Source organism: Paraburkholderia bryophila, from assembly GCF_013409255.1.
Lineage (GTDB): Bacteria > Pseudomonadota > Gammaproteobacteria > Burkholderiales > Burkholderiaceae > Paraburkholderia.
Genome location: NZ_JACCAS010000001.1, coordinates 845,674 through 862,502, shown reverse-complemented (window position 1 = coordinate 862,502; position 16,829 = coordinate 845,674). Strand labels below are relative to the sequence as shown.

At 63.9% G+C, this 16,829-nt stretch carries 15 protein-coding genes; 14 read left to right on the top strand and 1 reads right to left on the bottom strand.

The genetic code is table 11. From position 1 onward, the window contains the following. Positions 1-5: 5 nt before the first annotated feature. The 14 genes from GGD40_RS03705 to GGD40_RS36785 all read left to right on the top strand — a co-directional run bounded on the left by GGD40_RS03705 (position 6) and on the right by GGD40_RS36785 (position 15,743). The gene (locus tag GGD40_RS03705) at positions 6-1,343 is read left to right on the top strand and encodes an RluA family pseudouridine synthase (protein ID WP_179742817.1); all 1,338 of its coding nucleotides are present in this window, start codon (positions 6-8) and stop codon (positions 1,341-1,343) included. Next, positions 1,340-2,197: a peptidoglycan editing factor PgeF gene (gene pgeF / locus GGD40_RS03700; RefSeq protein ID WP_179742816.1), complete on the top strand. Its 858-nt coding sequence runs from the start codon at positions 1,340-1,342 to the stop codon at positions 2,195-2,197. The genes GGD40_RS03705 and pgeF overlap by 4 nt, the downstream gene beginning before the upstream one ends. Positions 2,198-2,820: 623 nt before the next feature. Then, positions 2,821-4,668, top strand: coding sequence for a class I poly(R)-hydroxyalkanoic acid synthase (gene phaC, locus GGD40_RS03695; protein WP_179744869.1), 1,848 nt, complete (start codon positions 2,821-2,823; stop codon positions 4,666-4,668). Positions 4,669-4,771: 103 nt separating this feature from the next. After that, positions 4,772-5,953, top strand: coding sequence for an acetyl-CoA C-acetyltransferase (locus tag GGD40_RS03690; RefSeq protein ID WP_179705024.1), 1,182 nt, complete (start codon positions 4,772-4,774; stop codon positions 5,951-5,953). Positions 5,954-6,175: 222 nt separating this feature from the next. After that, complete coding sequence (locus GGD40_RS03685; protein WP_179705022.1) at positions 6,176-6,916, top strand: 3-ketoacyl-ACP reductase; 741 nt, start codon at positions 6,176-6,178, stop codon at positions 6,914-6,916. A gap of 133 nt (positions 6,917-7,049) precedes the next feature. Continuing rightward, positions 7,050-7,670 (top strand): polyhydroxyalkanoate synthesis repressor PhaR, encoded by a 621-nt coding sequence (phaR, locus tag GGD40_RS03680; protein ID WP_179705019.1) that lies wholly within the window; start codon positions 7,050-7,052, stop codon positions 7,668-7,670. Between the two features lie 205 nt (positions 7,671-7,875). Next, a complete protein-coding gene (locus GGD40_RS03675; protein WP_179742815.1) occupies positions 7,876-8,898 on the top strand; it encodes a tRNA dihydrouridine synthase in 1,023 nt (340 codons plus the stop codon). A 293-nt stretch (positions 8,899-9,191) separates the two neighbouring features. Beyond that, the gene (gene rimO, locus GGD40_RS03670) at positions 9,192-10,583 is read left to right on the top strand and encodes a 30S ribosomal protein S12 methylthiotransferase RimO (protein ID WP_179705015.1); all 1,392 of its coding nucleotides are present in this window, start codon (positions 9,192-9,194) and stop codon (positions 10,581-10,583) included. 3 nt (positions 10,584-10,586) lie between these two features. Next, a complete protein-coding gene (locus tag GGD40_RS03665; RefSeq protein ID WP_179742814.1) occupies positions 10,587-11,537 on the top strand; it encodes a sugar kinase in 951 nt (316 codons plus the stop codon). A gap of 74 nt (positions 11,538-11,611) precedes the next feature. Beyond that, a complete protein-coding gene (gene bktB / locus GGD40_RS03660; protein WP_179705011.1) occupies positions 11,612-12,796 on the top strand; it encodes a beta-ketothiolase BktB in 1,185 nt (394 codons plus the stop codon). Positions 12,797-12,884: 88 nt separating this feature from the next. Then, positions 12,885-13,574: a hypothetical protein gene (locus GGD40_RS03655; protein WP_179742813.1), complete on the top strand. Its 690-nt coding sequence runs from the start codon at positions 12,885-12,887 to the stop codon at positions 13,572-13,574. Between the two features lie 154 nt (positions 13,575-13,728). Next, positions 13,729-14,913, top strand: a complete 1,185-nt coding sequence (locus GGD40_RS03650) for a cystathionine beta-lyase (RefSeq protein ID WP_179742812.1) — start codon at positions 13,729-13,731, stop codon at positions 14,911-14,913. 198 nt (positions 14,914-15,111) lie between these two features. Further along, positions 15,112-15,561 (top strand): hypothetical protein, encoded by a 450-nt coding sequence (locus tag GGD40_RS03645; RefSeq protein ID WP_179705005.1) that lies wholly within the window; start codon positions 15,112-15,114, stop codon positions 15,559-15,561. Positions 15,562-15,611: 50 nt separating this feature from the next. Next, the gene (locus tag GGD40_RS36785) at positions 15,612-15,743 is read left to right on the top strand and encodes a hypothetical protein (protein WP_257030337.1); all 132 of its coding nucleotides are present in this window, start codon (positions 15,612-15,614) and stop codon (positions 15,741-15,743) included. Positions 15,744-15,815: 72 nt separating this feature from the next. On the opposite strand, the gene serB is transcribed toward GGD40_RS36785, so the two are convergent. After that, positions 15,816-16,655 (bottom strand): phosphoserine phosphatase SerB, encoded by an 840-nt coding sequence (gene serB / locus GGD40_RS03640; RefSeq protein ID WP_179742811.1) that lies wholly within the window; start codon positions 16,653-16,655, stop codon positions 15,816-15,818. Between the last annotated feature and the right edge of the window lie 174 nt (positions 16,656-16,829).

Below are 16,829 nucleotides of genomic sequence, written 5' to 3'. Positions count from 1 at the left end.
ACTCAATGACCCGCTCAAATACTCCAGGTACCGCAACCGGTGCCGGGAATAGCAACAAAGATTATAGCGTAAGCGCTGACCCGTCCGACGCGTTGGGCGTCGATTCCCTCGACGACGATCTCGGCAGCGACGCGCTAGACGCCGTCGACCCGCAAAGCCTTGTGCCGACGGTGGCTAACCGCGTCACGGACGAGACCCCGCGCTACATCGTCGTGCCCGACGAAATGGCCGGCGACCGGCTCGACAAGGTGCTGGCGAGGGTATTCCCCGAGTTCTCGCGCAACCGGCTGCAGAGCTGGATCGAGGCGGAGCGCGTGCGGATCGACGGTAAGCCCGCGAAGATCCGCCAGCCGGTGCCGCTCGGCGCGACCATCGAACTCGTGCCGGATCTGCTGCCCGAACAGCTCGCGTTCACGCCGGAGCCGGTGCCGCTCGAGATCGTCTATGAAGACGATACGCTGGTGGTCATCAACAAGCCGGCCGGCATGGTCGTGCATCCGGCTGCCGGCAACTGGAGCGGCACGCTCCTGAACGGCCTGCTGTACCGCTACGGCGACGCGGCGGCGGGCTTGCCGCGCGCGGGCATCGTGCACCGGCTCGACAAGGAAACCTCCGGGCTGATGGTGGTGGCGCGCACGCTCGAGGCGCAAACCGATCTGGTGCGCCAGTTGCAGGCACACACGGTGAAGCGCCGGTATCTCGCGCTGGTGTGGGGCAACATGCCCGAGAGCGGCACGATCGACGCGCCAATCGGCCGCGATCCGCGTGAACGCACCCGCATGGCGGTGGTGACGGGCGCGACGGGCAAACCGGCGCGCACGCATTTCCGGCGCGTCGAAACGGCGATCTGGGAGCGCCAGCCGGTGACCGCGATTACCTGCGATCTGGAAACCGGCCGCACCCATCAGATTCGGGTGCATTGCGCGCATATCGGGCATCCGCTGCTGGGCGATCCGGTGTATGGGCACGCGCGCGGCAAGCGCTCGGTCAAGCCGCTGCCCGGCGGCTTCGCGCGTCAGGCGCTGCATGCATGGCGGCTGGGGCTGACGCATCCGAAAACCGGCCGCACGATGAACTGGCGCGCCAATGTGCCGGAGGACATGGAGGCGTTGTCGGTGGCCTTGGGTCTCGGGCGCGACGACGCGGGCGAGTTCGACGAGACCTACTACGAGGACGACGACTACGACGCGTCGCTCGACGGCGATGCCGACGAAGACGGTGCGCTCGACCACGACGACGCGGACGACGACCACGACGACCACGGCGACGAACCCGGCGACGACGACCACGGCGACGACGATCAGGACGAAGCCGGTCCCCACGACAAGGACGATCGCGCATGAGTGTGCCGGAACTGAGCTTTGCCGATCTCGTGCAGCCCGCGTGGAACGTGTCGCCGCGCGTGCGCGCGCTGGTCACCACGCGCAACGGCGGCGTGAGTCTGCCGCCGTTCGGCCGCTGGCAGGACGGCGCGGAGCAGCCCGGCGGTTTGAATCTGGGCATGAAAGCCGGCGACGATCCGGCCGCGGTCGCGATCAATCGCGCGCGGCTGCTGACGCTCGCCGGCGTGAGCGAGGCCGCGTGGCTCGAGCAGATTCACGGCGCGGGGATAGTGCGAGCGGAAGACGTGCTGGCGCAGCGTCACGCGAGCGATGCGCCGACGCGCGCCGATGCGAGCATCACCGATCGTCCCGGCACCGTTTGCGTGGTAATGGTGGCCGACTGCATGCCGGTGCTGTTCTGCGACGAAGCAGGCCGCGCGGTCGGCGCGGCGCACGCAGGTTGGCGTGGCCTGGCGGCGGGCATCGTCGAACAGACGGCGCAGCGCGTCGCCGAACTCGCGGGTGTCGAGACGAGCGCATTGCACGCTTATCTTGGCCCGTCGATCGGGCCCGATGCATTCGAGGTCGGTGCAGACGTGCGTGACGCCTTCATGAACGGCGTGGACGGCGCACAACGCGAGGCGACGGCGAATGCGTTCGTCGAGCATCCGCACAATCCGGGTAAATACTTCGCCGATCTGCCGGCGCTGGCGCGTTTGCGTTTGCAGCGGCTCGGTGTGACGCGCGTGGTCGGCGGTGATCTTTGCACCGTGACGCAACGCGATCGTTTCTATTCCTATCGCCGCGATCGCGAGACCGGCCGTATGGCCGCGCTGATCTGGCTGGACGATCAGGCCAATAAGATCGCCGACTAGATCAACAGAAAAAACTAGCCGCTCACGCCCGCATGACCACGCCTTGTTTCACCGGCGCGATCATGCGGGCGTGCTGCGTTTGGGGCTCGCCGGAACGCCTGTCGGGAAGCACGCGGCCCATTCCTACGGACCTGCGTATGAGGGTTTATTCGGAGACGCGGTCCGCTATTTTGCTGCACTGCCGGAATTCTCTGCGCTAGCGCAAAACTGCCGCAAAAAAGCGTCACACGCGAACGGATAAACACACATAAGCCCATGCTCTATGGGAGCTTTTTTCGCCTGTTTGCACTTCGGTTCATTCATGTCGCAAAAGCGCGATCTTCTACACAGGGAAAACGATAATTAAAAAACTATCGCACTGCGGCAAAATCGGGAACAAGCATTGACATGCCTTGCGATGGGGAGCAAGAATGTTCCTCACGGCTCCTCGTGCAGGACAGGGCGTGACGAGGTCGCGAGCAATCGCCCACTTGCGCACGAACCTGCCTCTCAACCCGTCCGCAAGGACTTACCGGTCAAAAGCAGGCATGGCAGCATCACATTCCTCAGCTTCCCCCAGCACGGACTCCTCGAAGGAGCAGACGCAGCAGGCCGGTACGAGCGGTGCAACGCCGGCCGCAGGCATGCAGCAATTACTCGACCTGTGGATGAATGCGTGGCGTTCGGTCGGTACGCCGCCGGGCGGCAACGGCTTGCCGTTCGCCATGCCGCAGATGCCCTCTATCGCGAACATGCCGCAAATGGGCGTGCCGCCCATGGCGGGATTCGGTTTGCCGCCAATGCCGTCGTTCCCTGGCATGCCCGACTTCAGCAAGCTGGCCGCGGGCGGCATGCCGTCGCTGCCATCTTTCGCCGGGTTGAATATTCCGAGCGCCGCGATTCCTTCTGAGCGGCTGCAAAAGCTGCAGGCCGATTATTCGCGTGAGGCACTGGAGTTGATCCAGCAAGCCACGTCGTCGGCCGTCAAGTCCCCCGAACTCAAGGATCGCCGCTTCAGTTCCGACGCATGGAGCGCAGCGCCGGCCTACGCGTTTACCGCCGCCTGGTATCTGTTGAACGCACGCTATCTGCAGGAAATGGTCGACGCGCTCGACACCGATCCGAAGGTGCGCGAACGGGTCCGTTTCGCGGTCCAGCAGTGGACCGCCGCGGCCTCGCCGAGCAACTTCTTCGCGTTGAATCCGGAAGCGCAAAAAACCTTGCTGGACAGCAAGGGCGAGAGCTTGCGCCAGGGCGTGATGAACCTGCTCGGCGACTTGCAGCGCGGCAAGATTTCGCAGACCGACGAATCGCGTTTCGTGGTCGGCGAGAACCTCGCGAACACCGAAGGCTCGGTCGTGTTCGAAAACGAGCTGATGCAGGTGATCCAGTACAAGCCGCGCACGGCCACCGTGCGCGAGCGGCCTTTGCTGATCGTGCCGCCTTGCATCAACAAGTTCTACATTCTCGATCTGCAGCCGGAGAATTCGCTGGTCGCGCACGGGCTCGATTCGGGGCACCAGGTGTTCCTGATTTCGTGGCGCAATGCGGATCAGTCGATCGCGCATAAAACGTGGGACGACTACATCGGCGAGGGCGTGCTGACCGCGATTGAGACGGTCAGCAAGATCAGCGGCCGTGAGCAGATCAACACGCTCGGTTTCTGCGTGGGCGGCACGATGCTCGCCACCGCGCTGGCAGTGGCCGCGGCGCGCGGCGAACATCCGGCCGCGTCCATGACCTTGCTCACCGCTATGCTCGACTTCACCGACACGGGCGTGCTCGACGTGTTCGTCGACGAGCAACATGTGCAGATGCGCGAGCAGACCATCGGCGGCAAGGGCGGCGCGAAGCCGGGCCTGATGCGCGGTCTCGAATTCGCCAACACGTTCTCGTTCTTGCGGCCGAACGATCTGGTGTGGAACTACGTCGTCGACAACTACCTCAAAGGTCGCACGCCGGTGCCGTTCGATCTGCTGTACTGGAACAGCGACTCGACCAGCCTGCCGGGTCCGATGTACGTCTGGTATCTGCGCAACACGTATCTCGAGAATCGTCTGCGCGAGCCGGGTGCGTTGACCACCTGCGGCGAGCCGGTCGATCTGTCGAAGATCGACGTGCCGACCTTCATCTACGGTTCACGCGAAGACCATATCGTGCCGTGGCAAACGGCGTATGCGTCGGTGCCGTTGCTCGCCGGGCCGTTGAAATTCGTGCTCGGCGCGTCGGGTCACATCGCGGGCGTGATCAATCCGCCGGCCAAGAAGAAGCGCAATTTCTGGATGCTGGAAGGCGATGCGAAGACGCTGCCGGGAAGCGCCGACGCATGGCTCGACGCGGCAACTGAAGTGCCCGGCAGCTGGTGGCCCGAATGGACCACGTGGCTCGACCAGTACGGCGGCAAAAAGGTTAAGCCGCGCGCGGCGGCCGGTTCGGCGGACTATCCGGTGATCGAGCCGGCGCCGGGACGTTATGTGCGGCAACGGGAGTAGGTTTGAACGCGTGTCACAGCGCAAGTGCTGCGAGATTGAGCAACGAGATTTTTAACTTGACGGGCTGCGGCGCAGTTGGCCGGCTTGCCCGGAGGATATGGAAATGACTGATGTTGTGATCGTATCGGCCGCCCGTACGGCCGTGGGCAAATTCGGCGGGTCGTTGGCGAAGGTCGCCGCGCCCGAGCTTGGCGCCACGGTGATTCGTGCCGTACTCGAACGGGCTGGTCTGAAGCCCGAGCAGGTGAGCGAAGTGATTCTGGGTCAGGTGCTGACTGCGGCCTCCGGCCAGAATCCGGCGCGTCAGTCGCTGATCAAGGCGGGCTTGCCCAATGCCGTGCCGGGCATGACGATCAACGTGGTGTGCGGCTCGGGCCTGAAGGCCGTGATGCTGGCGGCCAACGCGATCATCGCGGGCGACGCCGACATCGTGATTGCCGGCGGCCAGGAAAACATGAGCGCCGCGCCGCACGTGCTGCCGGGTTCGCGCGACGGTTTCCGCATGGGTGACGCGAAGCTGGTCGACTCGATGATCGTCGACGGCCTGTGGGACGTCTACAACCAGTATCACATGGGCGTGACGGCGGAAAACGTCGCCAAGGAATACGGCATTACGCGCGAGCAGCAGGACGCGTTCGCAGCGGCGTCGCAGAACAAGGCGGAAGCCGCGCAGAAGGCCGGCCGTTTCGACGACGAAATCGTGCCGGTCGAGATTCCGCAACGCAAGGGCGAGCCGCTGCGTTTCGCGACCGACGAATTCGTGCGCCACGGCGTGACGGCTGAAGCGCTGTCGGGTCTGAAGCCGGCGTTCTCGAAGGAAGGCTCGGTCACGGCCGCCAACGCGTCGGGTCTGAACGACGGCGCCGCGGCGGTGCTGGTGATGTCGGCGAAAAAGGCTGAAGCGCTCGGCCTCAAGCCGCTCGCGCGCATCAAGGCGTACGCCACCTCGGGTCTGGATCCGAAGGTGATGGGCATGGGCCCGGTGCCGGCTTCGCGCCGCTGTCTCGAGCGCGCGGGCTGGACGCCGGCCGACCTCGACCTGATGGAAATCAACGAAGCGTTCGCCGCCCAGGCGTGCGCCGTGAATCAGCAGATGGGCTGGGACACGTCGAAGATCAATGTGAACGGCGGCGCGATTGCAATCGGCCATCCGATCGGTGCGTCCGGTTGCCGGATTCTCGTCACGCTGCTGCACGAAATGCAGAAGCGCGATGCGAAGAAGGGTCTGGCGTCGCTGTGTATCGGCGGCGGCATGGGCGTCGCGCTGGCGATCGAGCGCGATTAACCGGTTCGAGTTCGGGTTCAACAGGTAGGTGTGTCGCGCGGGGCGGGCGTCCATGAGGCGCCGGTTCCGTGCTATGTAGGGATGCCGCGCGCCGCAAGGCAGCAGGGAGCGTGTGGCTGAAATGGCCTCGTCGGCCGGTCGCCCGGCGGCAGCGGAGATGATGCATCAGGCGAGGGAAGAGGCGTCGGTCGGCGCCTCGAAAACGATAACGGAGTGTGGTTTATGACACAGCGAATTGCGTACGTAACGGGCGGGATGGGTGGCATCGGCACGAGCATTTGCCAACGGCTGCACAAAGAAGGCTATAAGGTGGTCGCGGGCTGCGGCCCGAACTCGCCGCGCCGTGTGAAGTGGCTCGAAGAGCAGAAGGCGCTGGGCTACGATTTCATCGCGTCCGAAGGCAACGTCGGCGATTGGGAATCCACCAAGGTCGCGTTCGACAAGGTCAAGAGCGAAGTCGGCGAGGTCGACATTCTGGTGAATAACGCCGGTATCACGCGCGACGTCGTGTTCCGCAAGATGACGCACGAAGACTGGACGGCGGTGATCGACACCAACCTGACCAGCCTGTTCAACGTCACCAAGCAGGTGATCGACGGCATGGTCGAGCGAGGCTTTGGCCGGATCGTCAACATCTCGTCGGTGAATGGTCAGAAGGGCCAGTTCGGCCAGACGAATTACTCGACCGCGAAGGCCGGTATTCACGGCTTCACGATGTCGCTGGCGCAGGAAGTGGCCACCAAGGGCGTGACGGTCAACACCGTGTCGCCGGGCTACATCGGCACCGATATGGTCAAGTCGATCCGGCCGGACGTGCTGGAGAAAATCGTCGCAACGATTCCGGTGCGCCGTCTCGGCCAACCGGACGAAATCGGTTCGATCGTCGCGTGGCTCGCGTCGGAAGAATCGGGTTTCTCGACGGGCGCTGACTTCTCGCTGAATGGTGGTTTGCATATGGGCTGAGTCACCGGCGCGCCGCTCACAAGGCAGCGCGCCATGGCTCAGATGGTTCCGGCGGCGTCTCGCTGCGCAATGGCCCGATTGCGCAGCCGGTATGACGCCGTTTCCGCGCTCAACTCGCGCTCAAAGGCGTTAAATGACTACTACTACAAAGAAAACAGCCGAACGACTGATCAAGAAATATCCGAATCGTCGGCTCTACGATACCGAGACAAGCACGTACATCACGCTGACTGACGTGAAGCAACTCGTGCTGGATCAGGAGGATTTCAAGGTCATCGATGCAAAGAGCAACGAGGATCTGACGCGCGCCATTCTGTTGCAGATCATTCTCGACGAGGAAAGCGGTGGCTTGCCGATGTTCTCGTCGTCCATGTTGTCGCAGATCATCCGCTTCTACGGTCATGCGATGCAGGGCATGATGGGCACGTATCTCGAGAAGAACATCCAGGCCTTCATCGACATTCAGGCGAAGCTCGCAGACCAGTCGAAGAATCTGTACGAAGGCAAGGCGATGAACCCGGAAGTCTGGTCGCAATTCATGAACATGCAGGCGCCGATGATGCAGGGCATGATGACCAGCTACATCGAGCAGTCGAAGAACATGTTCGTGCAGATGCAGGAGCAGATGCAGACCCAGGCGAAGTCGATGTTCGCGACCTTCCCGTTTACGCCCGGCGGTCCGGCCAATGCCGGCACGGCGCCAGGTAATCCGCAGGCCACTCCGCAAAGCAATCCGGAGCCGGAGAAGAAGTAAGGGCGCAAGGGTGGGCGGTCCGGCCGCGGGCGCATGGCGTCGCGCGGTACAATCGCGGGCTGCGTGTGGGGGGCATTTTCTTCGGAGAGGGCGCTCTGGCCGCCCATTCCATCCCCATTCCGACGGTCGATCTCATGTTTCGTGGATGTCCCACTCCCACCTTTTTCCGGCAACAGCGCTGCATTGACGCAGCGTTCGCCTCGCCGTGAGTCGGTTGTTTCTCGCCCCGATGGAAGGGGTCGCCGACTACGTGCTGCGTGACGTGCTGACCAGCACGGGCGGCTTCGACGGGTGCGTGTCCGAGTTCGTCCGCGTGACGGGTTCGCTGTTGCCCGATCGCGTCTACGAACGGGAAGCGCCTGAAATCCTGCACGGTGGCCGCACCCTCAGCGGCACGCCGATGGTGATCCAGTTGCTCGGTAGCGATCCTGAATGGATGGCCGCGAATGCGGAGCGTGCCGCTCGCCTGTCGCCGCATGGCGTCGACCTGAACTTCGGCTGTCCCGCGAAGATCGTCAATCAGCACGGCGGCGGGGCGATGCTGCTGGGCGACCCCGAACAACTGAGCCGGATCGTTTCGGCGGTTCGCGCGGCCGTGCCCGCGCGCCTTCCCGTGACCGCGAAAATGCGCCTCGGCGTGGCCGATACGTCGCTCGCAATCGACTGCGCGGTGGCGTTGGCGGAAGCGGGCGCGGCGTCTCTCGTCGTGCATGCCCGAACCCGCGACGACGGTTACCGGCCGCCGGCCCACTGGGAGTGGATCGCCGCGATCGACGCCGCCGTCGACGTGCCGGTCGTTGCGAACGGCGAAGTATGGACGGTGTCGGACTGGGAGCGATGCCGGGCCGTCAGCGGCTGTGAGGACGTGATGATTGGGCGTGGCGCGGTGTCGGATCCCTTTCTGGCGCTGCGCATACGCGGCTTGATGGCGCGAAATCCCTCCGGTGAGGAATGGCAGATCGTGTTGGGTTACATCGCCGGGTATCTGCGGAAATTGCAGGCTCGCGCCACGCATCTTCATGAGCACGGGCGCGTCAAGATGTGGCTGAGCTATCTGAAGCGCACCTGGTCGCAGGCCGTCGAGCTGCATGCGTCGATCCGGAGGTTGCAGGATTCGCGGGAGATTCTCGAGGTGATCGAAGAGTCGTTGGCGCTCAAGGGTTTTGCGCCGGATCCTACGCCAATCGGAGTATTGACAGGCGAGCGTCCGTTGCTTACGATCCTATAACGATTAGGCCCTGCCTGATCGATCGTCGAACGGGGCAACTCGGCGACAAATACGGTCCTAGACCGCCAAACAGCCGCTTAAGCGGCTGTTTTCATTTGCAGCGGCCAACCCGCAGTGTGGTCCGCTTGCAGCGCACGCGGCGCGCGAACACCCGCCCGTCAGCACGGTACAATAGTAGGTTGCGTGTGCGGGCGTTCGCCCGGGGTTGTGTTGCCGCCCCGCAGGCCGTATTGCATCGTCTTGCACCGTCCCCATTTGTCGTTACCGTCACCGCTATACGCCGGACCCACCCTATGTCGCAGACCACTTCCCCCGCCGCGCCGACCGCCTCAGCTCCGAAGGTCGGATTCGTCAGCCTCGGCTGCCCGAAAGCCCTCGTCGATTCCGAGCAGATCATCACCCAGCTGCGCGCCGAAGGTTACGAGATTTCCGGTACCTACGACGGCGCGGACCTCGTGGTCGTCAATACCTGCGGCTTCATCGACGAGGCGGTGCAGGAAAGCCTCGACGCGATCGGCGAAGCGCTCCACGAAAACGGCAAGGTGATCGTCACCGGCTGTCTGGGCGCGAAGAAGAGCGCGAGCGGTTCCGGCCTGATCGAAGAAGTGCACCCGAAGGTGCTGGCCGTGACCGGCCCGCACGCGCTGGGCGAAGTGATGCAGCACGTGCATGCCCATCTGCCCAAACCGCACGATCCGTTCGTCGATCTCGTGCCCCCCGCCGGCGTGAAGCTCACGCCGCGCCACTACGCGTACCTGAAAATTTCCGAAGGCTGCAACCATCGTTGCACGTTCTGCATCATCCCGTCGATGCGCGGCGACCTCGTGTCGCGTCCCGTCGCCGACGTGATGCTCGAAGCGGAGAACCTGTTCAAGTCCGGCGTGAAGGAACTGCTGGTGATTTCGCAGGACACGAGCGCCTACGGTGTCGACGTCAAATATCGCACGGGTTTCTGGAACGGCAAGCCGATCAAGACGCGCATGACCGACCTGGTCGGCGCGCTCGGCGAACTCGCCGCGCAGTACGGCGCCTGGGTGCGCCTGCACTACGTCTACCCGTACCCGAGCGTCGACGACGTGATTCCGATGATGGCCGAAGGCCCGTTCAAGGGCCACGTGCTGCCGTACCTCGACGTGCCGTTCCAGCACGCGCATCCGGAAGTGCTCAAGCGCATGAAGCGCCCGGCCAACGCCGAGAAGGTGATGGAGCGCGTGAAGAAGTGGCGCGAAATGTGCCCGGATCTGACGATCCGCAGCACGTTCATCGCCGGTTTCCCGGGTGAGACCGAAGAGCAATTCCAGACGCTGCTCGATTTCATCCGCGAAGCGGAACTGGATCGGGTCGGCTGCTTCGCCTACTCGCCGGTGGAAGGCGCCACGGCCAACGAACTCGACGGTGCGTTGCCCGACGAAGTCCGCGAAGAGCGTCGCGCGCGTTTCATGGAAGTGGCCGAAGAAGTCTCGGCGAAGCGCATCGCGAAGAAGGTCGGCAAGACGCTGAAAGTGCTGGTCGACGAAATCAATGCCGACGGCGGCATCGGTCGCACCGCGGCAGACGCGCCGGAGATCGACGGCGTCGTGTATATCGCGCCGACAACCAAGGCGTCGAAGCGCTACAAGGTCGGCGATTTCGTGTCGGTGAAAATCACCGGCGCCGACGGCCACGATCTGTGGGGCGAGGTTTAAACAATGACGGTTAGCGCAACCGCTGCCCAGCCGGCACGGACTCCCGAGATCCTCGCGCTCGGCGAGGCGATGATCGAATTCAACCAGTCGGCGAAAGATCGGCCGAACTATCTGCAAGGCTTCGGCGGCGATACGTCGAACTTCTGCATCGCCGCCGCGCGGCAAGGCGCGCGGACCGGTTTCGTGTCCGCGGTCGGCGCGGATCATTTCGGCCGTCTGCTGATCGATCTGTGGGAACGCGAGCTGGTGGACACGGCGCTGGTCAAAGTCGATCAGCATGCGTCCACCGGCGTGTATTTCGTGTCGCACGGACCTGACGGCCACGCGTTCGACTATCTGCGCGCCGGTTCGGCCGCGAGCCGCTATGCGCCGCACGATCTGCCGCGCGACGCGATTGCCGCGGCCAAGGTCATTCATCTGTCCGGAATCAGCCTCGCGATCAGCCTGAGCGCCTGTGACGCGGCGCTTGAAGCGATCGCGCATGCGCGTGCCAATGGCGTGCGCGTGAGCTTCGACACCAACCTGCGTTTGAAGCTGTGGCCGCTGGCGCGGGCACGCGCCGTGATGCTCGAAGCGATCCGCCAGACCGACATCTGCCTGCCGAGCTGGGACGACGTGACCGACCTCACCGGTTTGACCGGCCGCGACGAGATCGTCGATTTCCTGTTGTCGCACGGCCCGCGCGTGGTCGCGCTCAAACTGGGCAAGGAAGGCGCGTACATCGCGACACCGGACGAGCGGCGCGTCGTGCCGGGTCTCACCGTCGATGCCGTCGACGCCACCGGCGCGGGCGACTGCTTCGGCGGCGCGTTTATCGCGCGCGTGGTGGCGGGTGACGATCCCTTTACCGCGGCGCGCTATGCGAACGTCGCCGCGGCGCTGTCCACGCAAGGCTACGGCGCGGTCGCGCCGATTCCTTCGCGGGCGGCCGTCGAACAGCGGCTGGCGGGCTGACGCCACGCGCTTCGAAGTCAAGCGCGGCGGGTCCCCGGCAAGATTATCTTGAGAGACTAGAAGAGGAGCGAGCGATGCAACGAGACGTAGTGGTGGTGAGCGGTGTGCGTACGGCAGTCGGCGGTTTCGGCGGCAGTCTGAAGGATTTTCCGCCGACCGATCTCGGCGCACGCGTCGTGCGTGAAGCGCTGGCGCGCGCCAACGTATCGGGCGACGAAGTCGGGCACGTCGTGTTCGGCAACGTGGTGCACACCGAGCCGAAAGACATGTATCTGGCGCGCGTGGCCGCGATCAACGGCGGCGTCGCGCAGCACGCGCCCGCGTTGACCGTGAACCGCCTGTGCGGCTCGGGCTTGCAGGCCATCATCTCGGCCGCGCAAAGCGTGCTGCTCGGCGACGCCGACATCGCGATCGGCGGCGGCGCGGAAAACATGAGCCGCGCACCGTACTCGATGCCCGCCGCGCGCTTCGGCCAGCGCATGGGCGACGCGCGCCTCGTCGACATGATGGTCGGCGCGCTGAACGACCCGTTCCAGTCGATCCACATGGGCGTGACCGCCGAAAACGTCGCGCGTCAATACGACATCTCGCGCGAAGCGCAAGATGCGCTGGCGCTCGAATCGCATCGCCGTGCGGCCAACGCGATCGCGAACGGCTACTTCAAGGACCAGATCCTGCCGATCACGATTCCGTCGAAGAAGGGCGACGTCGTGTTCGACACGGACGAACACGCGCGCCTGAACGCCACGCCGGAAGATTTTTCCAAGCTCAAGCCGGTGTTCGCGAAGGAAAACGGCACGGTCACGGCCGGCAATGCGTCGGGCATCAACGACGCCGCCGCGGCCGTCGTGCTGATGGAGCGCAGTGTCGCCGAGCAGCGCGGTATCAAACCGCTCGCGCGGCTGGTGTCGTATGCGCATGCGGGCGTCGATCCGGCTTACATGGGCATCGGTCCGGTGCCGGCCACCCGCAAGGCGCTCGAGCGCGCGGGTCTGACGGTCGCCGATCTCGACGTGATCGAAGCCAATGAAGCCTTCGCCGCCCAGGCTTGCGCGGTCAGCAAGGAGCTCGGCTTCGACCCGGCCAAGGTGAACCCGAACGGTTCGGGCATTTCACTCGGTCATCCGATCGGGGCAACCGGCGCGCTGATCACCGTGAAGGCGCTGTATGAGTTGCAGCGCGTCGGCGGCCGTTATGCGCTGGTGACGATGTGTATCGGCGGCGGACAAGGGATCGCGGCGATCTTCGAACGGATCTGAGTCTGATTCCGCGTCCAAGATTCGAGATCTGAAGTTCGCGACGGTCGCGATCGTCGCGAGCAGCTAGCAAGCAACGAGGAAGGATTTGATGCAGGAATTGAACGCGAAGAACGCAGCGAATAACACAGCAAAGCACGCAGCAAAGCGGCGGCGCGGTTGGGCCGTGATGAGTGTTGCCGCCTTGCTGTGTGCCGGCGCGGGGGCGTGGATGCCCACGCAGGCCTGGGCGGAAAGCGACGCGGTGAAGGAGCTGGCGGCGCCCCCGGCGATCCAGTTGCCGCTCAAACCGAGCCCCGAGTTCGCGAAATTCCCGCGCTACGCCGGCATGCTGGGCGCGCGTCAGATCGTGCTGCGACTCGGCGCGAAAACCGACGATCCGTCCGGCGTGCATGGCGAGTATCAATACACGGACACCGGCGAGGTGATCCTGATCGCCGGCGACCACGACGGTGACACGCTCGAAGTCGAGGAATCGAACGACGGCACGCATATCACGGGCAACTGGGTCGGCAAGTTCGCGGCGGACGGTTCGGTAGCGGGCGATCGTATGAATGTCGACGATTCCGACCCGCAGCCGTTCGATCTGAAGCCGCTGGCGGCGGGACAGGCGGTGCCGCGTCCTGGCGCACCGGCCTCGGCGACTGCGGCGGTCGGCGCGAATCAGGCTGTCGCTGCACCGCAGGCGTCCGCGGGCGGAGTGGTTGCTGCGCCGGGTTCGGCACCCGCAAACGGCGGCCACGCCGTGGGCGGCGTCAGCAATCTGCAAACCGGCGAATGAATCCGCTGACGCGCGTGCCTCAAGGTTCGCGCGTCAGCGGGTCCGTGCGCGCGTCCGTGCATGAACCGCACCCGCTCGTCGGCTGCGACCGCTGTGGCGTCTGTCGTGAAACCACGTACTCTTCGTATCTGTCTGTCTTTCACCGAGTCTCACCATGACCCAATCCAAACTCAAACGCGCTCTGCAAACTCGTATCGTGCGTGCCGAGGACCAGCTCACGCCGGGCTTCGAGTCGTTCTCGATGCCGGTCACGCGCGCGTCGACGGTCGTGTTCCCCGATCTCGCAACCATGCGCGCGCTCGACTGGAAAAACGACGCGCAGTGGCGCTATGGCCTGCACGCCACGCCGACTTCGCTGGTGCTGGCGCAGCGGCTGGCCACGATCGAAGGCGGCAATCACGCGCTGCTGCAGCCGTCCGGCTTGTCGTCGATTTCAAATGTGTATTTCGGCCTGGTCAAAGCGGGCGACGACGTGCTGATTCCCGATAACGTCTACTCGCCGAACCGCGATCATGGCGACTGGCTGGCGCGCGATTTCGGCATCACGGTGCGCTACTACGATCCGCTGATCGGCGCGGGCATCGCCGATCTGATCCAGCCGAACACGCGGCTTATCTGGCTCGAAGCGCCCGGCTCGGTGACGATGGAAGTGGCCGACGTGCCGGCTATCACGGCGGTGGCGCGGGCGCGCAACGTCATCACGGCGATCGACAACACGTGGTCGGCCGGGCTCGGTTTCCGGCCGTTCGACCACGGCGTCGACATTTCGGTGCAGGCGCTGACCAAATACCAATCGGGCGGCGGCGACGTGCTGATGGGCGCGACGATTACCGTCGATCGCGAACTGCATCTGAAGCTGAAAGCGGCGCGCATGCGCATGGGTATCGGCGTGTCGTCGGACGATTGTTCGCTGATTCTGCGCAGCCTGCCGAGCATGCAACTGCGTTTTGCGCAGCATGACCGGGCGGCGCTCGAACTCGCCATCTGGCTGAAGACGCGGCCTGAAATCGCCGCGGTGTTGCACCCGGCGCTGGCCGATTGTCCGGGTCACGAGTTTTTTAAACGCGACTTCACGGGCGCGGGCGGGCTGTTTTCGGTGGTGTTCGACGGCCGCTACAGCGCGGCGCAAATCGACACGTTCTGCGAGTCGCTCGAGCTCTTTTCGATCGGTTGGAGCTGGGGCGGCGCGCAGAGCCTCGTGATGCCGTACGACGTCGCGTCGATGCGTACCGCCGGGCAATGGCCGCATCGCGGCACCCTGGTGCGCTTCTACATGGGTCTCGAAGAAGCGGCGGATCTGCGCGCGGATATCGAACAGAGTCTGACGGCATTGGGTTGAACGCCTGAGCCGTATCCCGCGAACATTCACTGAAGATTCGAAGGACCGTGAAGCCCATTGGGACGTGCCCCCGATGGGCTTTTTTGTTTGTCAAGATAGCCGGTTGACCTGACCATCCGGCCGAATGTTCAGCGCGACGTTGCGCCGCTACGATGGTGTGCATCCCGACTAACGGTTGCCCCATCATGGTGAGTTTCGATGAATCTATTCTTCTGGACGTTGCTGAATCTCGGCGTGCCGATCATCGGCCCGATCTTTACGCTCGCGCTCGTCGCACCCGCGCGCGGTTGGCGCGCGGCGGGAACACTGATCGCCGCATCGGTGAAAGACGGCCAACTGTTCTGGTGTGCGACCGGCTTGTGTGCGTCCGCGATTTATGAGGGATTGACGGAGTTGGAGCGCGGGAGCGACAACGTGTCGATGCTGGAGATCGGCACGGTGGCCTGTTGTCTGGTTGGCTTTTCGTGTTCGGTCATCGTCATGGCGTGCCTGCTCGACGCGCATGACGAACGGGCAAGAGCAAGGGGGCGCGCTCAGCGCACCGCGTTCGTTGCGGCAGGATTTCCGCGAGCTGCGATCGGCACGTCGATTTTCCTGGTGGCCGCCGCCGCTATTTTGTTTGCAATCATTCACACCTATCCGCTATAGGTTTTTTCAGATAGCAGGGCATTTAGACTGCGGTTTTCAACGAGGTACGTATGAAGACAATAGCCACTTATTTCGAATCCAGCGAAAACGTCGAACGCTTTGTGGTGCGGGTCGGCACCTTTGCGACGGTCACTGCTCTGCTCACGTCCGTGGCGCTTCTTATCGATATCCTAAATAGATAAGCCACCCGGTCAACGCCGGTCGGCAGGATTTCGGCTGGCGGAATTTCGTAAAAGTCCGCCAGCATTCATGCATCAGAACAGCCGCAACAAACCATCCAGTCCCACGTAGTTGAACGCCACGCTAGCCGCTTCGCGCACCACCGGCTTCGCGCGGAATGCCACGGACAATCCGGCTTCGGCCATCATCTTCAGATCGTTCGAGCCGTCGCCCATGGCAATCGCGCGAGTCGGCTTGATGCTCAACTGGGTGCAGATTTCGCGCAGCGTGCGTGCTTTCACGTCGGCGTTGACGATCTCGCCGATCACCTTGCCGGTCAGCTTGCCGTCCACGATCTCGAGCGTGTTCGCGCGGATGAAATCCAGACCCAGGCGCTGCTTCAGTTTTTCGGTGAAGAACGTGAAGCCGCCCGATACCAGCAGCGTTTTCAATCCGGCGGCCTTGGCGCCCGCCAGCATCTGTTCCGCGCCCGGCGAGAGTTGCAGACGTTCTTCGTAAACACGTTCGAGCGCGCTGGCGTCGAGACCCTGAAGCAGCGCGACGCGACGCGTCAGGCTCTCGTTGAAGTCCTTGATTTCGCCGCGCATCGAGGCCTCGGTGATCGCGGCGACTTCGGCTTTCAGGCCGCAGAAGTCGGCGATTTCGTCGATGCATTCAATCGTGATCAGCGTCGAATCCATGTCCATTGCGACCAGCCCGAAGTCACTCAGCTCGCGGCCCGGTTCGACAAACGCGTAGTCCAGCCTGTGGGTGGCGCAGTAGACATCGAGGTCGGCGCGCTGGTCGACGTTGGCGTCGGCAATGCGAAGCGCGTTCGCGTCGATCTGGATGGCGTGCGAGCCGCGTGCCAGCGCGATCAGCGTTTTGTGATGGTCGACGGAAAGAGGAGCGGGGCTTTGAATGACGAGGTTCATGGACGACGCAGAGACGCAGAAGAGGACGGGGACGCAGCGCGCGCGGAAAATCCCGCTATTGTAACGGGTCGCCGACGCGCGTTCGGGTGAGCACGGGTGGGTGCAATCCTGAAGCGCCCGGTTCATACTGGCGCATCGAACGACGCCTCTTCATCGTTGCCGCCATCAATGCCG

Bases quoted from the DNA above. Each gene is read 5' to 3' on its own strand.
- GGD40_RS03705 (WP_179742817.1), top strand. From the start codon at position 6: ATGACCCGCTCAAATACTCCAGGTACCGCAACCGGTGCCGGGAATAGC.
- pgeF (WP_179742816.1), top strand. From the start codon at position 1,340: ATGAGTGTGCCGGAACTGAGCTTTGCCGATCTCGTGCAGCCCGCGTGG.
- phaC (WP_179744869.1), top strand. From the start codon at position 2,821: ATGCAGCAATTACTCGACCTGTGGATGAATGCGTGGCGTTCGGTCGGT.
- GGD40_RS03690 (WP_179705024.1), top strand. From the start codon at position 4,772: ATGACTGATGTTGTGATCGTATCGGCCGCCCGTACGGCCGTGGGCAAA.
- GGD40_RS03685 (WP_179705022.1), top strand. From the start codon at position 6,176: ATGACACAGCGAATTGCGTACGTAACGGGCGGGATGGGTGGCATCGGC.
- phaR (WP_179705019.1), top strand. From the start codon at position 7,050: ATGACTACTACTACAAAGAAAACAGCCGAACGACTGATCAAGAAATAT.
- rimO (WP_179705015.1), top strand. From the start codon at position 9,192: ATGTCGCAGACCACTTCCCCCGCCGCGCCGACCGCCTCAGCTCCGAAG.
- GGD40_RS03665 (WP_179742814.1), top strand. From the start codon at position 10,587: ATGACGGTTAGCGCAACCGCTGCCCAGCCGGCACGGACTCCCGAGATC.
- bktB (WP_179705011.1), top strand. From the start codon at position 11,612: ATGCAACGAGACGTAGTGGTGGTGAGCGGTGTGCGTACGGCAGTCGGC.
- GGD40_RS03655 (WP_179742813.1), top strand. From the start codon at position 12,885: ATGCAGGAATTGAACGCGAAGAACGCAGCGAATAACACAGCAAAGCAC.
- GGD40_RS03650 (WP_179742812.1), top strand. From the start codon at position 13,729: ATGACCCAATCCAAACTCAAACGCGCTCTGCAAACTCGTATCGTGCGT.
- GGD40_RS03645 (WP_179705005.1), top strand. From the start codon at position 15,112: ATGAATCTATTCTTCTGGACGTTGCTGAATCTCGGCGTGCCGATCATC.
- GGD40_RS36785 (WP_257030337.1), top strand. From the start codon at position 15,612: ATGAAGACAATAGCCACTTATTTCGAATCCAGCGAAAACGTCGAACGC.
- serB (WP_179742811.1), bottom strand. From the start codon at position 16,655: ATGAACCTCGTCATTCAAAGCCCCGCTCCTCTTTCCGTCGACCATCAC.